The 20,080-nt window shown below is 45.8% G+C and carries 19 protein-coding genes; 8 read left to right on the forward strand and 11 right to left on the reverse strand.

What is annotated here, in order from left to right; genetic code table 11:
* Positions 1–65: 65 nt before the first annotated feature.
* The 4 genes from PEB0122_RS05560 to PEB0122_RS05575 all read right to left on the reverse strand — a co-directional run bounded on the left by PEB0122_RS05560 (position 66) and on the right by PEB0122_RS05575 (position 3,128).
* Positions 66–770, reverse strand: a complete 705-nt coding sequence (locus PEB0122_RS05560; RefSeq protein WP_083639831.1) for a DsbA family protein — start codon at positions 768–770, stop codon at positions 66–68.
* Between the two features lie 98 nt (positions 771–868).
* Positions 869–1,393, reverse strand: coding sequence for a DUF721 domain-containing protein (locus PEB0122_RS05565; RefSeq protein ID WP_318655615.1), 525 nt, complete (start codon positions 1,391–1,393; stop codon positions 869–871).
* Positions 1,390–2,364 carry an SDR family NAD(P)-dependent oxidoreductase gene (locus PEB0122_RS05570; protein WP_075915995.1) on the reverse strand — a complete coding sequence of 325 codons (975 nt, stop codon included), beginning with the start codon at positions 2,362–2,364 and terminating at the stop codon, positions 1,390–1,392. Before PEB0122_RS05570 ends, PEB0122_RS05565 begins: the two co-directional genes overlap by 4 nt.
* A complete protein-coding gene (locus tag PEB0122_RS05575) occupies positions 2,361–3,128 on the reverse strand; it encodes a glycosyltransferase family 25 protein (protein WP_075916294.1) in 768 nt (255 codons plus the stop codon). The genes PEB0122_RS05570 and PEB0122_RS05575 overlap by 4 nt, the downstream gene beginning before the upstream one ends.
* 412 nt (positions 3,129–3,540) lie before the next feature.
* Here PEB0122_RS05575 and PEB0122_RS05580 point away from each other — a divergent pair, with 412 nt between their 5' ends.
* Both PEB0122_RS05580 and mutY read left to right on the forward strand, forming a co-directional pair.
* Positions 3,541–4,860, forward strand: coding sequence for an MFS family transporter (locus PEB0122_RS05580; RefSeq protein ID WP_075870139.1), 1,320 nt, complete (start codon positions 3,541–3,543; stop codon positions 4,858–4,860).
* 113 nt (positions 4,861–4,973) lie between these two features.
* Entirely contained in the window at positions 4,974–6,065 is a 1,092-nt protein-coding gene (gene mutY / locus PEB0122_RS05585; RefSeq protein WP_075915997.1) for an A/G-specific adenine glycosylase, read from the forward strand.
* Between the two features lie 69 nt (positions 6,066–6,134).
* On the opposite strand, the gene PEB0122_RS05590 is transcribed toward mutY, so the two are convergent.
* Positions 6,135–7,268 carry a site-specific DNA-methyltransferase gene (locus PEB0122_RS05590; RefSeq protein ID WP_075870141.1) on the reverse strand — a complete coding sequence of 378 codons (1,134 nt, stop codon included), beginning with the start codon at positions 7,266–7,268 and terminating at the stop codon, positions 6,135–6,137.
* Between the two features lie 383 nt (positions 7,269–7,651).
* Between PEB0122_RS05590 and PEB0122_RS05595 the strand changes: the two genes are divergently transcribed.
* On the forward strand, positions 7,652–8,344 hold the full coding sequence (locus PEB0122_RS05595) for an HAD family hydrolase (RefSeq protein ID WP_075870142.1): 693 nt from the start codon (positions 7,652–7,654) through the stop codon (positions 8,342–8,344).
* A gap of 298 nt (positions 8,345–8,642) precedes the next feature.
* Here PEB0122_RS05595 and PEB0122_RS05600 read toward each other — a convergent pair whose 3' ends face one another.
* Positions 8,643–9,338, reverse strand: coding sequence for a hypothetical protein (locus PEB0122_RS05600; protein WP_225867803.1), 696 nt, complete (start codon positions 9,336–9,338; stop codon positions 8,643–8,645).
* A 41-nt stretch (positions 9,339–9,379) separates the two neighbouring features.
* On the opposite strand from PEB0122_RS05600, the gene thrC reads away from it, so the two are divergent.
* The 4 genes from thrC to PEB0122_RS05620 all read left to right on the forward strand — a co-directional run bounded on the left by thrC (position 9,380) and on the right by PEB0122_RS05620 (position 15,673).
* On the forward strand, positions 9,380–10,777 hold the full coding sequence (gene thrC / locus PEB0122_RS05605; RefSeq protein WP_075915999.1) for a threonine synthase: 1,398 nt from the start codon (positions 9,380–9,382) through the stop codon (positions 10,775–10,777).
* Positions 10,778–10,857: 80 nt separating this feature from the next.
* Positions 10,858–12,144: a M16 family metallopeptidase gene (locus PEB0122_RS05610; protein WP_075916001.1), complete on the forward strand. Its 1,287-nt coding sequence runs from the start codon at positions 10,858–10,860 to the stop codon at positions 12,142–12,144.
* A 31-nt stretch (positions 12,145–12,175) separates the two neighbouring features.
* On the forward strand, positions 12,176–12,781 hold the full coding sequence (locus PEB0122_RS05615; protein ID WP_225867815.1) for a GNAT family N-acetyltransferase: 606 nt from the start codon (positions 12,176–12,178) through the stop codon (positions 12,779–12,781).
* A gap of 12 nt (positions 12,782–12,793) precedes the next feature.
* Positions 12,794–15,673, forward strand: coding sequence for an EAL domain-containing protein (locus PEB0122_RS05620; RefSeq protein WP_075916003.1), 2,880 nt, complete (start codon positions 12,794–12,796; stop codon positions 15,671–15,673).
* 221 nt (positions 15,674–15,894) lie between these two features.
* Here the strand turns inward: PEB0122_RS05620 and PEB0122_RS05625 are convergent, their stop codons facing one another.
* Entirely contained in the window at positions 15,895–16,479 is a 585-nt protein-coding gene (locus PEB0122_RS05625) for a YqgE/AlgH family protein (RefSeq protein ID WP_075870421.1), read from the reverse strand.
* A 117-nt stretch (positions 16,480–16,596) separates the two neighbouring features.
* Here PEB0122_RS05625 and PEB0122_RS05630 point away from each other — a divergent pair, with 117 nt between their 5' ends.
* On the forward strand, positions 16,597–17,439 hold the full coding sequence (locus PEB0122_RS05630; RefSeq protein WP_075916005.1) for a protein-disulfide reductase DsbD domain-containing protein: 843 nt from the start codon (positions 16,597–16,599) through the stop codon (positions 17,437–17,439).
* Positions 17,440–17,443: 4 nt separating this feature from the next.
* Here PEB0122_RS05630 and rnhA read toward each other — a convergent pair whose 3' ends face one another.
* From rnhA to PEB0122_RS11810, 4 genes are read right to left on the reverse strand one after another with little or no spacing between them, the layout of a single operon-like run.
* Entirely contained in the window at positions 17,444–17,878 is a 435-nt protein-coding gene (gene rnhA / locus PEB0122_RS05635; RefSeq protein WP_075870149.1) for a ribonuclease HI, read from the reverse strand.
* Between the two features lie 15 nt (positions 17,879–17,893).
* Entirely contained in the window at positions 17,894–18,853 is a 960-nt protein-coding gene (gene thrB, locus PEB0122_RS05640; protein ID WP_075916007.1) for a homoserine kinase, read from the reverse strand.
* A 33-nt stretch (positions 18,854–18,886) separates the two neighbouring features.
* Entirely contained in the window at positions 18,887–19,906 is a 1,020-nt protein-coding gene (ispH, locus tag PEB0122_RS05645) for a 4-hydroxy-3-methylbut-2-enyl diphosphate reductase (RefSeq protein WP_075916009.1), read from the reverse strand.
* A 27-nt stretch (positions 19,907–19,933) separates the two neighbouring features.
* A complete protein-coding gene (locus PEB0122_RS11810) occupies positions 19,934–20,080 on the reverse strand; it encodes a hypothetical protein (protein ID WP_178391783.1) in 147 nt (48 codons plus the stop codon).

The following is a 20,080-nucleotide window of genomic DNA, read 5'->3' on the forward strand; positions in this document are numbered from 1 at the left end:
TCGGGTTACAAAAAAGGATGCAGCCAAAATATAACTGCATCCTTTTATTAGCACATATTGCGGTATTACAGAAAACTATCAATCACAGAAGACATTTCTTCCACAGACAATGCGCCTTCATATTTCTTGCCATTGATAAAAAATGTTGGCGTCGAAGTTACGCCAAACTCTTTGCCTCGTTCAAACGAACTCTTGACCTCGTCAAGAACAGTCTGGTTTTTCAGGCAAGCTTCAAAAGCTTTATCATCAAGACCGGCCATAGCAGCAATATTTTTCAATGGCGGCAAAGCGTCGGACGCGGCAGCCCAATCCATCTGCTTTTCAAAAAGTACTTGAATCATGGGGAAATACCGGTCTTCCGGTGCGCAGCGTGCAAGCATATAACCTGCCTGTGCGCGCGGATCATAGGCAAATTCGCGGAATACCAGACGCGCTTTACCGGTTTTGATATATTTTTCACGGATGGATGGCAGCGTTTCTTTAAAGAAAGCGGCACAATGGCCGCAAGTAACAGAAGCATATTCAACAATGGTTACCGGAGCATCAGCGTTGCCCTCGACCATTTCCTTGCCTTTACCGGGTTCAAGGAGTTTTGCCATATCAACAGTACCTGACGATTTGACATTGATCGTCTTGCTATCACCTGTTGTAGCTTCAGCCGGTTTATTATCGGCAGCATAAGCAGGAAAAATAGTAAAACAGGTTGTTGCGGCTAACCCCAAAGCGGCAGCGAAAGAACGAAGACGCTGACTGTTTTTTTTGTTAAGCATAACAGTACCTTTTCTTTTTATTTGCTCAAACTTGAAACTCGCTAAGTCGAAGGCAAGCTTTATTATTTTATAAGTCATCCATTAAAAGTTGTCTCGGATTAATTGTTAAATTTTTTGCCATGAGACACATATTTCTGCGAAAAAATAGATAACCCCAGATCGCTCAAAGAGTTTCTCAAACCATCATTTTCGATTTTTCCTGTAAGCTCGTCTATAAGTTTGCGGTCTGTTTCATTAACCGGCGGGCGTTCGATACGTGCTTCTTCCTCTTTCACAATAACACGCTGTTCGATCTTTATGCGATTGATCGCGACATAGCCGAAAAAGGCATTAATGCGTTGAAGGATTTCTCCCGTCTCATGCGTGAGTATCATTGCAGAATAGGCTTCGCATCCCACAACCAGCGTTCCCGGTTTAAAGGGATCATCGATGCTCGCACGCCTTGACCAAATAATCTTCAGCGGCATTGTGGTTTTGGCAATATCTTCGCCAACAAGGGTGGCCCAATTTGCCATAAGTTCCAGACTGAGACCGGTTTTTTTACGCAAAAGTGGCTCGAGTAGCCCCGATGCCGTTTCGGCAAGTGAAGAAAAATGACGTTTTTTCGGTTTCCAGCCCATCATTTGCCTTGATAAGATTTAAACCAGTCGACAAACTTTACCATGCCTTCGGTTATCGACATTGTCGGGTGAAAATTCAAATCCCTTTCGGCACGGGAAATATCGGCATAAGTTTTTTCAACATCGGCAGGCGGCATAGGACAAAGTTCGGTCAATGCTTTTTTGCCAGTTGCCTGTTCGATAGCTTCAACAAATTCCAACAGTTGAACCGGCTTGTTATTACCAAGGTTATAAATATCTGCGACATTTTCCGGTTCATTGATAATATTTTTTACCACAGTGACAACGCCATACACAATATCGTCGATAAAAGTAAAATCCCGCTGCATCTTGCCGTAATTGAAAAGTTTTATTGGACGGCCTTTCAAAATGGCATCCGTAAAAAGCCAGGGAGCCATATCGGGACGCCCCCACGGGCCATAGACTGTAAAAAACCTCAAACCGGAAGTTTTGAGTTTATGAACATGGTGATATGAGCGGGCAAGAAGCTCTCCGGCCCGTTTTGTCGCAGCATAAACCGAAACAGGATCGTCAACTCTGTCATCCTCCGAAAATGGTACTTTCTTGTTTGCCCCATAAACAGAAGAAGAGCTTGCATAAACAACCGGCGGACGGGAATCAAACTTCAACGCCTGTTCGAAGATTCTGACCTCACCTTCAACATTCGCGTTTACATATGCAGAAGGATTTTCTATTGAATAACGCACGCCCGCCTGAGCAGCCAAATGCACAATGACGTCGACATGCTTTTCGTGCCCCAAAGCCCGCTCGACTTGTTCTTTATTGGCTATGTCCGCTTTAACAAAACGAAACGCCGAATCGTCACTGATATTCTTCAGACGTGCTTTTTTAAGCTCGACAGAATAATAATCATTCAGATTATCAACTCCGATAACCTCGAAACCTTGCTTCAAGAGTTCTTTCGTCGTTGCAAAACCGATAAAACCGGCAGCGCCTGTGACAATGGCTTTCATTTTTTAACCCTATCTTGAAGTTTCAGGTGGGACGGCTGTAGCCCATAAATGATACGACGGATATAATCCGATATCCGGAAAAACAGGGTACCGATCCGCTTCCACTTCGGCAATCGCATATTGTGATAGGTTTTCCTTCCCTTTACGATCGTCGAGCCATTCACTCCACAAAATTTTACGATATTCTTGTTGGTTGAAAATGCTTTATAGCCGCTCCAACCGCGTTCAAGCGCTACATCGTAAGGAAGGCTCATCGGAGTGAGTTTTTCAAGAAGCTTCTTTGCTCCCTCGCGCGTCACCATATAGGCCGCCGAGCTTCCTAAAGGACCATGCAAACACCGGCCAATGGATACATTATCGGTTATATCCATCATTTTACGAAAAATCCGGTTACGATGGTTGGAAAATTTGATCATATCCCATCCGTCGATTTGGGAAAGTTTATCGATAATTCTGACAAATTCCTCATCGAAGCCGACATCATCCTCTGCAATGACGGCATAAGGATCCTCGCCATTTGCAATAACCGACAACACCCGAAGATGACTAAGATAACACCCTGCTTCTCCAGGCAGGATATTTTTCCCGTGCCGGCGGCGAAACCGTTTCACATCAATTTCGGGAGAATGCTGAATGTCGATCTCGCTACCGTCAACCGCACTGATACGATGATACTCCAGTCCGACGCTTTCAGCTGATCGTGCGACGACCTTGAAACGATCTTTTGACCGATCAAGATTGATTATATAGACGGGAATATTCAAAGTAACCTCGGTAGCCAAATTGAGTGGAAAGACGGAAATGGGCGCATCACCATTCTTCTTGCTTGATCAAAAACAGTGGGCAAGTTAGCTATTTGGCTGGCCGATGTAAACGCTTTTGATCTCTCCTTCTTTTTCGTTTACTCCCGCAATGATCGTTCGATAATTTTTCAGGCAAAAAATCAAACTCAATGTTTTATTTCTTTTAGCTCGCTCATAAACGCCTCTGTAAGGATATTTAAATAAATAAAATATTGAAATGGTTCTTTGCCAAAAATAACAAATAACATTTTTAAACTATAAATATCACTTTTACTTGTGTGTCTCCAAAAGTTTCCATTGCCTTTTTCCATGAACGTGCAACAACAAACGAAATAATAATCCGGCTTAAAGCTTTGCCTCATGGGAGATAGACATGACCGAAACGACTAAAACAGCTCAGTCCGCTGACCCACACGATACACGCAAACGAATTTTTGCAATCGTTGCAAGCGCATCCGGCAATCTGGTGGAATGGTATGATTTTTATATCTACGCATTTGCATCCATTTATTTTGCCAACCAGTTCTATCCGTCTGGCAATGACGAGGTCGCAGCACTTCTTAAAACGGCTGGCATATTTTTCATCGGTTTTCTGATGCGCCCGATCGGCGGATATATTTTCGGCCGTATAGGCGACCGGTATGGCCGGAAAAAATCCATGATGATCTCTGTGGTGATGATGTGCCTAGGCTCGCTTATCATCGCTTTTCTACCGACCTACGCCACATGGGGCAATGCCGCAGGTGTCATCTTGTTGCTCGTTCGTATGATGCAGGGACTTTCTGTCGGCGGAGAATATGGAACCACTGCCACATATATGAGTGAAGTTGCTTTGAAAGGCCGACGCGGATTTTTCAGTTCCTTCCAATATGTGACACTCGTCGGCGGACAACTTCTTGCCGTTCTGGTTGTTGTTATTCTGGAACTGTTCCTTGATGACAATCAGATAAAGGCGTGGGGCTGGCGTATTCCTTTTGTTATTGGCGCATTAACAGCAATCATCGCTTTTTACTTACGTCGTTCACTGCATGAAACTTCAACGGAAAAATCGCGCACCAGTGTTGAAGCCGGAAGCCTCATCAGCCTGTTGAAAAACCATACCCGCTCGTTCCTGCTTGTTGTGGGTTTCACATCCGGCGGCTCTCTCACATTTTATACCTACACCACCTACATGCAGAAATATCTAGTGACTACTACCGGCTTTTCGGCCAAAGATGCCAATACAATGATGCTTGCTGCATTATTTATTTTTATGATTCTTCAGCCTCTGTTCGGGATGCTTGCGGATCGTATCGGGACACGCACATCGTTGTTGATGTGGTCAGTTCTTTCAATCATCCTGACCATTCCCGCGCTGTCATTTATCGGATCTACGCATAGTGAACTCGCCGCCTTTTTCATGATCGTTGTGATGCTCGCAGTATCCTGTCTTTACACCTCCATCGGCGGTATTGTTAAAGCAGAAATGTTTCCGGCTTCTGTCAGAGCATTAGGGGTAGGTTTTTCCTATGCTGTGGCGAACGCACTCTTTGGCGGTTCGGCCGAATATGTTGCGCTTTGGTTCAAGAATGAAGGCGTCGGCAATTACTTCTACTGGTATGTGACGATCATGATGGTAATTGCTTTTGTCTGCGCCTATAAAATGAAAGACGCAAGAAATGGCGGTTACCTTCAAGGCCATCACATTGATTGAAAAAACATCGTCGATTATTCGCATCGAATAAGCTTGATGAAATGTAGGGCAAGTCTTTTAACGGCTTGCCTTTTCTTTTTGATTTTTTTGATAAACTGTGATTGGAAAAATCCATGAATGATTTTTCAGAAAAGCTTCTTTCCTGGTATGACCGATACCATCGTATATTGCCTTGGCGCGTGGCTCCGGCCGACTTGTTGAGGGGCAAGAAAAATGATCCTTACCGGGTCTGGCTGTCGGAAGTCATGTTGCAACAAACAACTGTTGAAGCTGTAAAACCCTTCTTTGAAAAATTCGTAACAACATGGCCAACGGTTTTTTCTCTCGCAAAAGCCGAATTGGAAGATGTGCTTAAAGCCTGGGCAGGCCTCGGCTATTATTCACGAGCAAGAAATCTCAAACGCTGTGCGGAACAAGTAGTGGCCGAATATGACGGGGTTTTTCCAAAATCGTTAAAAAGCTTGAAGAGTCTGCCCGGTATTGGTGATTATACGGCAGCAGCCATTCTTTCTATTGCCTATAACGAACCTGTCGCCGTCGTTGACGGTAACGTCGAAAGGGTCGTTGCCCGCGTCTTTTCAATTGGTGAACCTTTGCCGCAAGCAAAGGTAAAAATCAGAACAAGAACGCAGGAAATAACACCTGACAAGCGTTGTGGCGACTTTGCCCAAAGCATGATGGACCTCGGTGCGTCGATTTGCACACCACGCGCCCCTAAATGCATGATATGTCCGGTTGAAAACCTGTGCGAAGCAAAGCGCAACGGTAACCCCGAAGCCTTTCCGGTCAAACCGCCAAAGCCGCAGCGTCCCCAACGCTATGGAGTTGCCTTTGTCGCATTAAGTGAAGATAACGAGATCTATCTGGAAAAACGGCATAGTTCCGGACTACTCGGCGGAATGACGCAAATCCCCAATCACTTCAGCGAACAAAATAATTATTCTGTCGCTGATGCTCCATTTCATGCCAACTGGGTGTTGAAGGGCAAAGCCCACCACGTCTTTACCCATTTTTCGCTCACTCTTGATGTCTATTTGGCCAGAAATGTAGACAAATCAATTGCGGGCAATGGTTGGTGGTGCAAAACAAATGAACTCTCGGGTGAAGCTCTGCCTACTGTTATGAAAAAGGCAATTGCTGCCGCCATTCCTGATAGTTTTAAAACCAGCGGCACGAAACCAAAAAAATCAAACAGAAAAAAATAAAAGGCGGCGCAATTCATGCGCACGCCTTTTTTATGATCGGAGACTGGAGATTATCCGACCGTTCAGCTTTTAAACGCCCTGTTTTGTCATTTGTTCCCGAATAATAAGACGTAGTTCATCTATCAGAACCAATTGACCATCTTTCTCGAAATACCAGAAGGTCCAACCGTTGCAGCTGGCGCTGTTTTGTACTTTCCGCCCCATCATATGGATAGAGCCGGCCTCACCATCAACAACCACTGTCCCGTCTGCGCGGATGATGGCTGCGTGTTTGCGTTTTTTGTCATAAAGCACAGAACCCGGCTTTAATAATCCTGCTTCAAGCAGGCTTATAAAGGCCACACGCGGTTCTGCCCGTTTTCCCGAAAGCATGGCAAGCTCCGGTTTTGCAAGCGGCTTGACTGCACGAATTCTTTCCAAAGCTGCATCGATATAGGATTGTTCACGCTCGATTCCTACGAAATCACGCCCTAACCGCTTCGCAACTGCCCCCGTAGTACCGGAACCGAAAAATGGATCCAGAATAACGTCGCCGGGTTTTGTCGAGGACATGATAACGCGCGCAAGCAATGCTTCCGGCTTTTGGGTGGGATGGATTTTATGTCCGTTTTCGTCTTTCAGCCGTTCCCCGCCGGTGCAGATCGGAAACAGCCAATCGGAGCGCATCTGCACGTCATCATTGGCGGCTTTCATCGCTTCATAATTGAAGGTGTATTTTTTGGCATTCTGGTCACGCGATGCCCAGATTAGCGTTTCATGTGCATTCTGAAAACGACGCCCCTTGAAATTCGGCATCGGGTTGGTTTTACGCCAGATGATATCATTGAGCATCCAGAATCCGAGATCCTGCAAAGCGGTACCAACTCTGAAGATATTATGATAAGAACCGATAACCCAGATTGTCCCGTTCGGCTTCAACACTCTGCGGCAAGCAAGAAGCCAGGCACGTGTGAAAGCATCATAGGCTGCAAAGCTCTCGAACTGGTCCCAGTCATCATCCACGGCATCTACCAATGACTGGTCAGGGCGATGCAATGCATTTGCAAGCTGCAGGTTGTAAGGCGGGTCGGCAAAAATAACGTCTACCGATTGACTTGGCAGTTTATTGAGTGCTGCAACGCAGTCACCCTTTAAAATCTGGTTACGCCATGCTTCTTCCGGCGAAGCTTGCACGAGATCTTTTACAAGACGAACAACAGTCATTGGATACTCGACCACACATACTCAAGATACTAAATACTCCGTGACCAATCGAATCACGGCTCTGACAAGCTTAAATTGACGAAATAGGGTAAATATCGCGTTAAAGCGCACAGGTTTTTGAAATAGACCTATCCTTGATCAAGAATTCGCAAGTGTCACGCTTGGATATAAAGCCGAACAAGTATCATTTTCATGCCAATTAATCGTTGCTCAAGGCATGACCAACGCTTGAATTATAGGTTTTTGTCAAATTAATGGGGCGTTTTGCCGAGTTGAAAGAACACAAAAATAAGAACAGCACAAATTTCATCAGCTATTGCCAATGACAAGTTGAAACGTCTAAAAGATTGCCAATCAATTTGATAGTTTACAGGATAAAACCGATGCCGCAGATAGATCTGGTTATTTTCGATTGTGATGGTGTTCTTGTTGATTCAGAATATCTGGCGGCCCAGATTGAATCTGAATTACTGGCAATAGAAGGTTATGAAATAACACCTGAAGAACTGTCCGAACGTTATGCAGGGCTTATTTTCCTTGATATTCTTAAAGAAATTGAAAAGCAGTCGGATGTTCCGCTTTCTGTCAGCCTGATTGAAAAAGTGCCTGAACTTTTCAAAAAGCGTATGAAAGACGAATTGCTTGGAATTGACGGTGCGCGCGAAGCCGTCGAAGCTGTTGCCAAGCTTTATCCTTACTGTATCTGTTCCAATTCGAAGAGCCAAGACATAAAACATATGCTGACGATTGTTGGTCTATATGATCTCTTTGAAAACAAGATTTTTTCAGCACCGGAAGTCGGCACAGGAAAAGTGAAACCGGCACCGGATGTTTACCTTTATGCGGCAGATAAAATGCATGCAAAGCCTGAAAATACAATTGTTATAGAAGATTCCGTCCATGGTGTGCGCGGAGCGGTTAAAGCGGGTATGCGTGTTGTCGGCTTCACCGGCGGTTCCCATGCTTACCGCGGCCTTGCCGACGTTCTCACTGAAGCGGGTGCCGAAACAGTTATTGCTCACCATACGGATTTACCTGCTGTCTTGAAAGCCATGTCCGAGTGGAAAGATATCTGAATTTATCTTGATCGGCCAATCGCATTATCTCCGGTCGCTGGCAATCAATAAAGTTCGATAACTTCGTTAGCGACATTGATCATTATTACTATCAAACTGCTGAAAATAATTGGCCTTTGCCAACCTTGAGAAATTCTGTTGCAGGATTTGTAAAGAATCCTGAACGAACAGAGCTTACAATCTTTTTGTCGGAAATTTTTGCTAACCTTATAAAAAAGGCTCGAGAACGCTTGTTCTCAAGCCTTTTCGGTCAGTTTAGTCATTTAAACGAAACCGGCTTATGAACAGTGGCTAAGCATTATTTCTTTTGTCCTCTGTCATAACCGACAAAAACGCGAATGTTTTTTGCTGTCGGTTTGGGAAACGATATTTGATCGTCGGAAAAAATAAACTGCGTTGCGTCAACGCCATTGCTGATCTCGACCGGATAATTGCGCAACTTGGAATATATCACACTATCCCCTTCCATAACTGTGACGCGGATCGGAAGTGATACTGTGCCTTTTTTAAACATCGGTCCCGGTACGACGCGGCCAGAAGCTGCAACTTTCATTGAAAGTGTTGTATCTGTTGTATTGCAGGTTCTTGTCACATCTCTGATGGCAGCCTGATACATGACTTTATTGGCGTCACCCTCACCACCGCGCTCGTAAACATCATAAAAAGCCGTGTCATCGCGCATGAGAACAATCGGGCAATAGGCGCGCAATTGTGCTTCGGTTATTTGCGGTTCGGGCGGGACATTGTCCACTTTCTTATGAATAAAACATCCAGACAGTGTTGACGAAGCGGCAATAATAAGGCCAAAGCCCAATGAAAAACGATAAATCGACTTTTTATCCATGAAGTGGACTTTCCTAGAGTAGTAAACCTGTTCTATATCAGCGATCAATAATAGTGATTTGTTGTTTTCTCGCTTTTTCTGTAATTTGGCAAGTCTGGTAAAAATAGAAGACGTTTTCAGTCCCGTAAAGGTTGTAAAATAGCGCGACATCAAACATTTTTTTCACAGGTTTAGGCCCGAGGAGTATAGAAATGAAATATATCAGTACAAGAGCCAACGCACCGGTACTCGGCTTTTGCGATACTGTCATGACGGGACTTGCACGTGATGGCGGGCTTTATCTGCCAGAAACTTATCCCCATTTTTCACCGGATTCGCTAAAAGCTTTGCGCGGAAAATCATACGCGACAATCGCCAAAACTATTCTTTGGCCATTTATCGACGGTGAAATCGAACGTCATGATTTTGATTCTATGGTTGACGAAGCCTATCGCACATTTCGTCATCCTGCGGTTTGCCCCCTTGTACAGACCAATACCAGTGAATTCATACTTGAACTCTTCCATGGTCGCACATTGGCGTTCAAGGATGTCGCGATGCAATTGCTTGGCCGGTTGATGGACTATATATTGAGCCATCAGAACAAGCGTGCCACGATTATCGGAGCAACGTCGGGAGACACCGGTGGGGCAGCAATTGAGGCTTTTGCCGGACGCGAGCGCTGCGATATTTTTATTCTTTTTCCAAAAGGGCATGTTTCACCGGTCCAACAAAGGCAAATGACAACAAATAACAATGCCAATGTGCATGCGCTTGCCATTGAAGGAAACTTTGACGACTGCCAGACTTTGGTCAAAGCCATGTTCAATGATCACGCTTTTCGGGATAAAACGGCGCTTTCCGGAGTCAACTCGATCAATTGGGCGCGTATCATGGCGCAAATTGTCTATTATTTTACTTCGGCAATTTCTCTTGGAGCACCTGACCGGGCTATCTCCTTTACTGTCCCCACCGGCAATTTCGGTGACATTTTTGCAGCCTTTGTCGCTTCCCGCATGGGGCTACCCATTGCCCATCTCGTCATTGCCACCAATGATAACGATATTCTGGCACGCACACTTTCAACCGGAATTTATCAGATCCGTTCGCTCAAACACACCACATCGCCATCTATGGATATACAAGTCTCGTCAAACTTCGAACGCCTGTTATTTGAGGCATCCGGACGCAATGCGGTTTTAATCCGCAACTCGATGGAAAGTCTTAAACAATCCGGCGAGTTTACCATTGATAAAACAGTTCTTGAAAAAATCCGTGCTCTATTTTCGGCAGGACGTTCAACCGAAACAGAAACCGCCCATATGATCGACACACTTTACAGGGAAAGCCATTACCTTGCCGATCCCCATACTGCAATAGCTGTAAAGGTTGCGCGTGAACACATGGAAGCAACCATTCCGATGGTCGTCCTTTCTACCGCTCATCCGGCAAAATTTCCGGATGCTGTCAACAAAGCTTGTGGTCAAACTCCGAAGCTTCCCCAATGGCTTGACGGGCTTATGGAAAAGCCCGAACACTATGAAACATTGAAGAACGACGAAAAAATCGTCAAGGATTATATTGGCGCAAAATCCCGTGCTTGCCATTAACCCTATTCATTTTTTCCGAAAGACAGAAAATGCGCAATGTGGTTTTTTATTAAAGTTTTGAATGAAGGAGCTTTATGAGTATGGGCGTAGAAATCAGCCGGCTCGGCAATGGTTTGACGATCGTCACACATACGATGCCACAGATCGAGAGTGTTGCCCTCGGCATATGGGTAAAATCCGGCTCCCGCAATGAAAAATTTGAGGAACATGGTGTAGCCCATATGCTCGAGCATATGGCTTTCAAGGGGACAGCAAACCGCACGGCCTATGAAATTGCCGCTGAAATCGAAGATGTCGGTGGCGAAATCAATGCGGCAACGGGTGTCGAAACCACTGCCTATTACGCCCGTGTCCTGAAAAATGACATACCGCTTGCCGTCGATATTCTCGCCGACATTATCACCACGCCGAAATTCGACGAAACCGAGCTTGAACGTGAAAAGCAGGTCGTTTTGCAAGAAATCGGTGCAGCCAACGACATGCCGGAAGACATTGTGTTCGACCATTTCACCGAAACTGCATTCCGTCACCAGACAATCGGAAGGCCTATTCTTGGCACAGCACAATCGGTACGCAGTCTCACTGCCGATAATTTACGTAACTTCATGAATGAGCATTACAGTGCCGACCGCATGATTTTTGTAGCAACCGGCGCTGTCGACCATCCGTCTTTTGTCAAGGAAGTCGAGAAACGACTTGGCAATTATCGCGCCCATTCGCCGGCACCTCTTGCCGATCTTGCAAATTATGTAGGTGGAGATTTTCGCGAATACCGTAACCTCAAAGATGCCCAGGTGCTCTTAGGCTTTGAAGGGCGAGCCTACCATATACGTGATTATTATGCCTCCCAAATTCTATCCATTATCCTGGGTGGAGGAATGTCGTCGCGTCTGTTTCAGGAAGTGCGTGAAAAACGCGGACTTTGTTATTCTATTTATGCTTTTCACTGGGGATTTTCCGACATTGGCCTCTTCGGGGTCCATGCTGCATCAAGCGAAGACGGCTTGCATGACCTCATTCCCGTTATTCTGGAACAACTTTACAAAGTGAGCGAAAAGATAGACCAGAAAGAACTTGACCGTGCGCGCGAACAATATCGCGCCAGTCTCGTAATGTCACAAGAAAGCCCTTCGAGCCGCGCCGAAACGATTGCACGACAAATGCTTCTTTATGGTCGTCCGATTCCCGCATCCGAAACATTGGAACGTCTGTCTCTTCTTACAGTGGACAGGTTGACCGATTTGGCCGAACGCTTATTTATCGATTCAAAACCCACATTGGCAGCAGTTGGAGCGATAGGACCAATTATGAGTTATGGTGATCTGGTTGCGGCTCTTTCTTCAGGAGCCGGACGGCGCCCTTATTAAGAGCAGCCAGAAAGGCAATGGCATGTTCAAAATGCCCTTCCGGCGACAGCCGCATAAACAGCAGGAGAAAATTCGGCTTCCGAATTTAAAGGCGAAAGACGTTTATTTACGTTTTCCGATGATTGATGACTATAAGGAATGGGCAGCCGTGAGAACCGAAAGCCGGCCATTTCTGGAACCATGGGAACCCCTCTGGCCAGAGGATGCACACACACTTACCCGTTATAAAAACCATCTTGAACGTTACATTGAAGGACGCAAAAACGGCCAGTTCTTTGTCTTTTTTGTGTTTTTAAACGACAATAACAATCTTATCGGTGGAATAAGTCTCGGTAACATCAGACGGGGTGTCGTACAATCGGGCGAGATCGGCTATTGGTGTGGAGAAAAATATTCCGGCCATGGATTTATGCATGAAAGTCTGGAGCTGATGGTTGATTTTGCTTTTCAACAGCTCAAATTGCATCGTCTGCAAGCTGCCACGATTCCGACAAACATACGCTCCATTTCCTTACTGGAAAAATGTGGTTTTGTTCGGGAGGGGCTGATGCGCTCCTATGTAAAAATCCATGGCGAATGGCAAGATCACTACCTTTATTCTTTGTTGGAAACGGAAAGAACAACGAAGTCAATTTGAAAGTGAGGCGTTGTGAAGACAATAGGCAAAACCATTGGCATTTTTATATTCTGGACATTGGGCTTGATCACCTTGTGCCAGACAGCATTGTCTATTGAACCGGTCAAAATATCTTCACAGGATACAGCACTTGATCTCTCGCGTGCAGTCGAAATTCACCACATAAAAGGAAACACTTTCCAAACATCGACAGCGGCCGGTCCTGATGGAATTGTGCGGCGTATCGAAATGCAAGGAAATGGCGATCATGCAGAAAGCGACTGGGCGGTTTTTGCTATTGCCAACCCGACAGACGACCAGATTGACAGACTGATTGTCACCCCACATTATCGTATGGCGGGTTCGGGATTGATTTGGCCCGATCTTGGCTCTGTACGTATACAATCTATCACGCCATCGGAAGGTTTTGCGCTTGACCGTCAATCAAGTGCCGATTCAGATGTTTTCCGTATCACAATCAATCCTGGAGCAGTCGTTACTCTTGTTGCGGAGCTTGGTTCACCGAAATTGCCGCAAGTCTATCTTTGGGAACCCGAAGCCTATAAGGATACCATCAATTCCTACACGCTCTATCATGGCATATTGCTTGGCATTTCCGGTCTTCTTGCACTACTCTTAAGCGTTCTTTTTGTCGTACGCGGAACGGGACTTTTTCCGGCCACTGCAGCGGTGGCTTGGTCGGTGCTTGCCTATATCGGTATCGATTTCAATTTTCTCAATAAATTGTTCGTCATTTCTGCCCAAACCGAACCGATCTGGCGCGCGGCAACAGAAGTGGCACTTGCAGCATCGCTTTTCATTTTTCTTTTTACCTATCTCCACCTCAATCGCTGGCATTACCATTTCAGCTATGGCGCAGCAGCATGGATTATCGCTCTTTGTGCCCTTGGTGCCTTCGCAATTTATGACCCGACGCGTGCTGCGGGCATTGCACGGCTTTCCTTCGGTCTTACCGCTCTTCTCGGCGTTGTGCTCATCGGATATCTTTCCATTCGCGGTTACGATCGCGCTATTATGCTGATACCGACATGGCTACTCATTATCTTCTGGCTATGCGGGGCATATGTGTGTGTAACCGGAAAACTTGATAACGATATTGTTCAACCCGCACTAGCAGGCGGTCTGGTTCTCATTGTTCTGCTTATTGCTTTCACGGTTATGCAACATGCTTTTTCAGGCGGCGCATTCCATCAGGGGATATTTTCCGACCTTGAACGGCAAGCTCTTGCCGTTATGGGGGCTGGCGATATCGTGTGGGACTGGGATGTGCGCCGTGACCGTGTGGTCATCAATCCCGACCTTTCTCTCTACCTCGGATCCACAGCCGGTGAATTGAATGGAACCATCCGCAATTGGGTTGATGCTTTACACAGCGACGATCGCGATCGTTTCCGTGCCATACTTGATATGATCCTCGACACACGTAAGGGGCGCATTGATCAGACACTGAGACTCCGTTCCGGTGACGGACATTATTACTGGTTTTCACTCAGAGCACGACCGGTCATAGGTTCGGATGGGGAAATTGTGCGGATCGTTGGCACCCTCGTCAATGTAACCGACCACAAAAAAGCCGAAGAGCGATTGTTGCAAGATTCTGTCCATGACAATCTGACAGGTCTTCCCAACCAACAGCTCTTTCTTGATCACTTACAAACTTTTGTAAATCTTGCTGTCGCTGGCCGTCCTGTAAGACCGACCGTATTCGTTATCGATTTTGATGGCTTCCGTAACATCAATTATCAATTCGGTATGTCTGTCGGCGATACATTTCTGTTAACAATTGCCCGTAGGCTTGGACGTCTTATTACGCCCGAAGACACACTTTCGCGTCTTTCGACTGACCGTTTTGCCATTGTGCTCACCAGTCAGACCGACCCAGCAAAAATCGCAGCATTTGCCGACCAGTTACAAAGAACAGTTGCCGCACCAATTCTGTTTTCCGAACGCGAAGTCAAACTTTCCGCTTCAATTGGCCTCATCACATGGACTGAAGGCAATTCGAATGCCGAAGATATGCTGAGTGATGCGGAACTTGCAATGATTCACGCCAAAAAATCGGGCGGTAATAAAATCGAACCGTTCCGCCCGAATTTCCGCACATTAGGGCTTGAGCGCAACAGCATGGGCAATGACATTCGTTATGCCCTGCAACGCAATGAAATCAAAGTTCTCTATCACCCTGTTCTCGACCTCAATGATGGACAAATCGTCGGATTCGAAGCTTTGATGGAATGGCACCATCCGCGTCATGGTAACCTTTCTGCCGTTGATTTCATCCATACAGCCGAAAGCGAACACGTGGTTATGGACCTCGCGCGGTTTGCAATGAAAACCGTTGTCGAAGATCTCACCCATATTCAGGACCGTTTCCCGAAGCAGTCATTTTTCGTGTCTGTCAATATACCGAGTGCGGAAATGGTTCATCAGGAGTTGATTAACGAGCTTAAAGCAATTCTGATGCGCAATCCTATTAACAAGGGGCGCCTGATGATGGAGATGTCTGAATCAATCCTGATCGAAAATCCCGAACAATCTTCCAATTTGTTGGAAAAAATCAAGGCCCTCGGCATCGGCCTTGCGCTTGATAATTTCGGAACCGGCTATTCTTCGCTTGCCTTTCTACTAGGATATCCGTTCGATATGATCAAACTTGATCGTTCGCTTCTGGAGGTAAATAGCTCGAAAAAAAGGCTGGTATTGAAATCGATCATCACACTCGCACATGACCTCGACCTCAAAGTAATTGCCGAAGGCGTTGAGAAAGAAAATGAAGCTGTTATGCTGCGCGAAGAAGGCTGTGAATTTGTTCAAAGCAATGTTTTCACCGAACCTGTCGGTGTCGAAGATCTGATTACACTCGTCATGAAACATCCGAAAGCCACAGTTTAAAAAATTATCAAATGGATATCCGGTCTTTTCGCTTTCGAAAAGCGCCAATAACAACGTTTGTTGCTTGAATAACGCCTACGCTTTTTAGTTGAATGAAACGTCGGCCCAAAGGAAAATGCAGTAAATCGGGCGAAAACCGCTCTTATACGCTTACACTACAGTTTCGCTGTAGCCATGATAATGGATAAAAAAGGTATAAACGATTGAAGTGGCGCGCTTTTTCACGCGTGACCGGCTTGACCAACAAGAAATGTCGGATCAATGCCCATTTTCTTCAGGCTTTGTTCATATTGATGGTCAAAATCCTGAGCAAATAGAAAATCGGCATCAACCGGGCTTGTCAGCCAGCCATTTGCTGCGATTTCGGCTTCGAGTTGCCCGCCTGCCCAGCCAGCATAGCCGAGCGCAATTATGGCGTGCTGTGGCCCTTTTCCGACGCTCATTGCCTTCAAGACATCAGTTGTTGAAGTAAGACAAATATCTCTGGTAACAGGTATCGTCGTCCGGCAGGCATAATCATCGGTATGTAGGACAAAACCGCGCGAACGATCAACCGGACCGCCATTTCTCACAGGAAAAAGCTTTATCGGCTCGGGCAGATGGATGGCTTGGGCAGCATTGATTATCCCAAGTTGCAACAGCAAATCCGGAAACTTCAAATCCTGCCGCCGGTTCAGCATGATGCCCATTGCGCCCTCGTCCGAGTGGGCACAGATATAGATAACCGCGTGTGCAAAACGTTCATCCCCCATGCCGGGCATTGCTATAAGCAGATGACCATTCAAAAAGCCGTCGCGTTTTTTCATTGTGCTAATTTTATCCATAATTTAAAAGTAATCGTGTATTGATGAGTTGCAAGGAAAAAGTGAATTTTTTCGTCAAAAGTCTTAAACAAAATGATGTTTTAACGGAAGCCAAAACAGTTGTACCAGTTTTTTAAGCTCATAGCCGTTTTGATTTTCCTTGTGCTTGCATGTTTTTTCGGCTTTGGCCAAACATCAGTCGTTGCCCAAACGCCCGCATTCACCAAAACAAATGACACTTCAACGCTATTGGCAACGCCATGGCATGAGTTCGAGGGGGGACGGGTGCGCCTCGCATTACAGCCTGTTGCCGAAAAGGAGCGTCTGCGTGGTGTTATAGAAGTCAACCTGAAGCCGGATTGGAAAACCTATTGGAAAAATCCCGGAAATTCGGGTATGGCCCCTTCTTTCGATTTTTCTCCCCCTTCAAGCTACGAGATTATGTATCCTGTACCTCATCTATTCAAAGATGGCAGTGATTGGTCGATCGGCTATAAAAACAGCGTTCTTTTGCCTTTTACGGTTGAAAAATCCGACAATGGCGAAAGCTTGAAAGGTCAACTTACAATCGGCTTATGTAAAGAAATATGTATGCCTCTTGATATCCCGTTCGACTTTTCCGACGGGACTGCCAATATCGCTCTTTCAAGCTCCCTTCTTACAATGGCGGAAGAAAAATTACCTGAAAAGGCTCCGGAAAATATTATTATTCACGCCAGTAACGACGAAAAAATGCTTAACATTACGATTACCCATCAAGATGAAGAAAACATATCAGCGCTTTATCTTGACGGAAAGACAGATGAAATAGGTCCGGCTGAAATTATCAAAAATAGCCGGAATGAAACTGTTTTTGCGGCACCGATTATTACGAAAAACAGCAAAGGTCCTTTGACCATTTCTTATATTGCCGAAGCAAAACCCGTTTCTTTCACCGGAATATTGACTTCACAAAGCAAATAAATCGTTAGCGGTTTTCATCAACGCCTTTACGGGCAAGTTCGTCACAGCGTTCGTTTTCGGGATGACCGGCGTGTCCTTTGACCCAATGCCAGTTCACGTTATGGCGTGTGCGAGCCAAATCAAGTTTTTGCCAAAGGTCGGCATTTTTGACTGGCTTTCTCGCAGACGTTTTCCAGTCTTTCGCCTTCCAGCCATCAATCCAGCTTGAAATGCCATCCCTCACGTAAACAGAGTCAGTGTAAAGATCAACGTTACACGGTTCTTTCAAGGCATCGAGCGCATTGATTGCTGCCGTCAACTCCATACGATTATTGGTGGTGTCGGGTTCACCGCCGTAAAGTTCTTTGGTGACCCCGTTCCAACGCAATAGTACCCCCCAACCTCCCGGCCCGGGATTGCCGGAACAAGCGCCATCAGTAAATATTTCGACCTGTTTCAAGGAACCGTCCGCAATTTAGAGCCCGATTTCAGATGGTTTAATGACATCTCTGAAAAAATTCAATTTTCGCCAATATTCCAGAGGATCCTTTTTCACAACCAGACTGTTTGAAGGTGTGTTGAACCAATCATAAAGGCGGGTGAGGAAAAATCTAATCGCTGCTCCACGGGCGAGAACCAGTATATTATCAATCTCGTTTTGCTGAAGCGGACGGATAGCACAATAGGCTTTGAGCATCGCCTCGCTTTTCGTCACATTATAAGAATAATCCCGTTCAAAGCACCATGCATTGAGGGCGATGACAAGATCATAGCTAAGCATATCTGTGCATGCAAAATAGAAATCTATGATGCCTGACATATGATCGTTCAGGAAAAAAACATTATCATTGAAGAAATCGGCATGGATAACGCCTTGAGGCAAATTATCAGGCCAGTTGCTTTCGAGATAGTCGAGTTCTCTGTCAATCTCTTTAACTAAGCCGGATGCCAATTCTTCTGCCCGTCGGCGGCTTAAATTCCATAAAGGTCGCCAGGCGTCGATCGACAGGCTGTTTTTCCGTTTAAGAGGAAAGTCGAGACCTGCAAGATGCATTTTTGCCATGCCTTTGCCGACTTCTCGGCAATGCTCGACATTCGGCTTTCTCAGCCAAACGCCTTCAAGGAAAGAAACAATTGTAGCGGGCCTCCCCACAAGCTCGCCGATCATTTTTCCGTCCTTACGTTTGATGGGTTGGGGACACGAAATTCCCTTAAGTGCCAGGTGGTTCATCAATTCAAGATAAAATGGCAAATCCTTTTTATTGACGCGCTTTTCAAACAAAGTGAGGATGAAACGCCCTGCTTCTGTATGAAGCATAAAGTTCGAGTTCTCGACACCTTCGGCAATACCTCTATACGATTGTAATGCGCCGATAGAATAATCGGTCAAAAAGCTTGTTAATTCATCTTCGTTGATATCGGTATAAACAGCCATTATTTGCCCCACACGAGCAAGCTCATGTTTTCTTCACTTGTCTTTATCGGGAATACCCTTGCCGTTGACAAATTCCATATCTTCCGGCGTCAACACAACTTCCCGCAATTCCCTGTTGACCAAAAAGGTTTCATTTTCAACCGCAGTCTCGGCAATTTCTATAGTCACATCATAGCGTTTTCTGAATGCCGCAATAATTTCATCAACAATTATTTCCGGTGCAGACGCACCGGCGGAAAGGCTCACCGTGTGAACGTCATTCAAATGGGCAAAATCTATTTCCGTCGCACGTTGAACAAGCAATGACTTTTTGGCACCAAAGCGCTCGGCAACTTCGACCAAACGACGGGAATTCGATGAATTCGGAGCACCAACAATCAAAAACAGATCACTGCCCGGAGCCGCTGCCCTCACCGCTTCCTGACGATTGGTCGTTGCATAACAAATCGACTCGGCAGCAGGTGGCTCGATATCGGGAAACCGGCGTTTCAATACCTCGATGATTTCTGCTGTGTCTTCAACAGACAAAGTCGTCTGGCTGACAAACCCCAATTTTTGACCGGGCAATGGCTGGTAATTTTCAGCATCCTCGACGTTTTCAATCAAACTTACTGTACCGGCGTCTACCTGCCCCATTGTTCCGATAACTTCGGGATGACCGGAATGGCCAATCAGAATGACATGACGACCGTTGCGCTGATGACGCATAGCCTGTTTATGAACTTTTGACACTAACGGACAAGTTGCATCAAGATAAAACAGATTTTGCAAGCGCGCTTCTTCCGGCACCGATTTTGGCACACCGTGGGCCGAAAAAATCACCGGTTGGTTGTGGTGTTCGTCCGGTATCTCGTCAAGTTCCTCGACAAAAATTGCACCACGTGCCTGTAGCCCTTCAACCACATAGCGGTTATGGACGATCTCGTGGCGCACATAGACGGGCGCACCATATTTTTTCAATGCAAGAATGACAATCTGTATCGCCCTGTCGACTCCCGCGCAAAAACCGCGCGGCCCGCAAAGGCGAATTGTTAATGGAGGTTTTGATGTCATAATCTTTCCTTGGGTGAACCCGTTATTTCAGGCACCCACATGCGCCATCGTGGCCGCATATACAAGAAGAACAAAAAGAAAAAGTGCAATAGCAAGGCCTTTTGCCCTATGACGCTGAGCTTTTTTCTGAATTTCTGTAAGTTCGATTTGATTGAGAGGCTTGTGCCCGTCCAT

This window comes from Ditibartonella apis (genome assembly GCF_001952075.1).
GTDB lineage: Bacteria > Pseudomonadota > Alphaproteobacteria > Rhizobiales > Rhizobiaceae > Bartonella > Bartonella apis.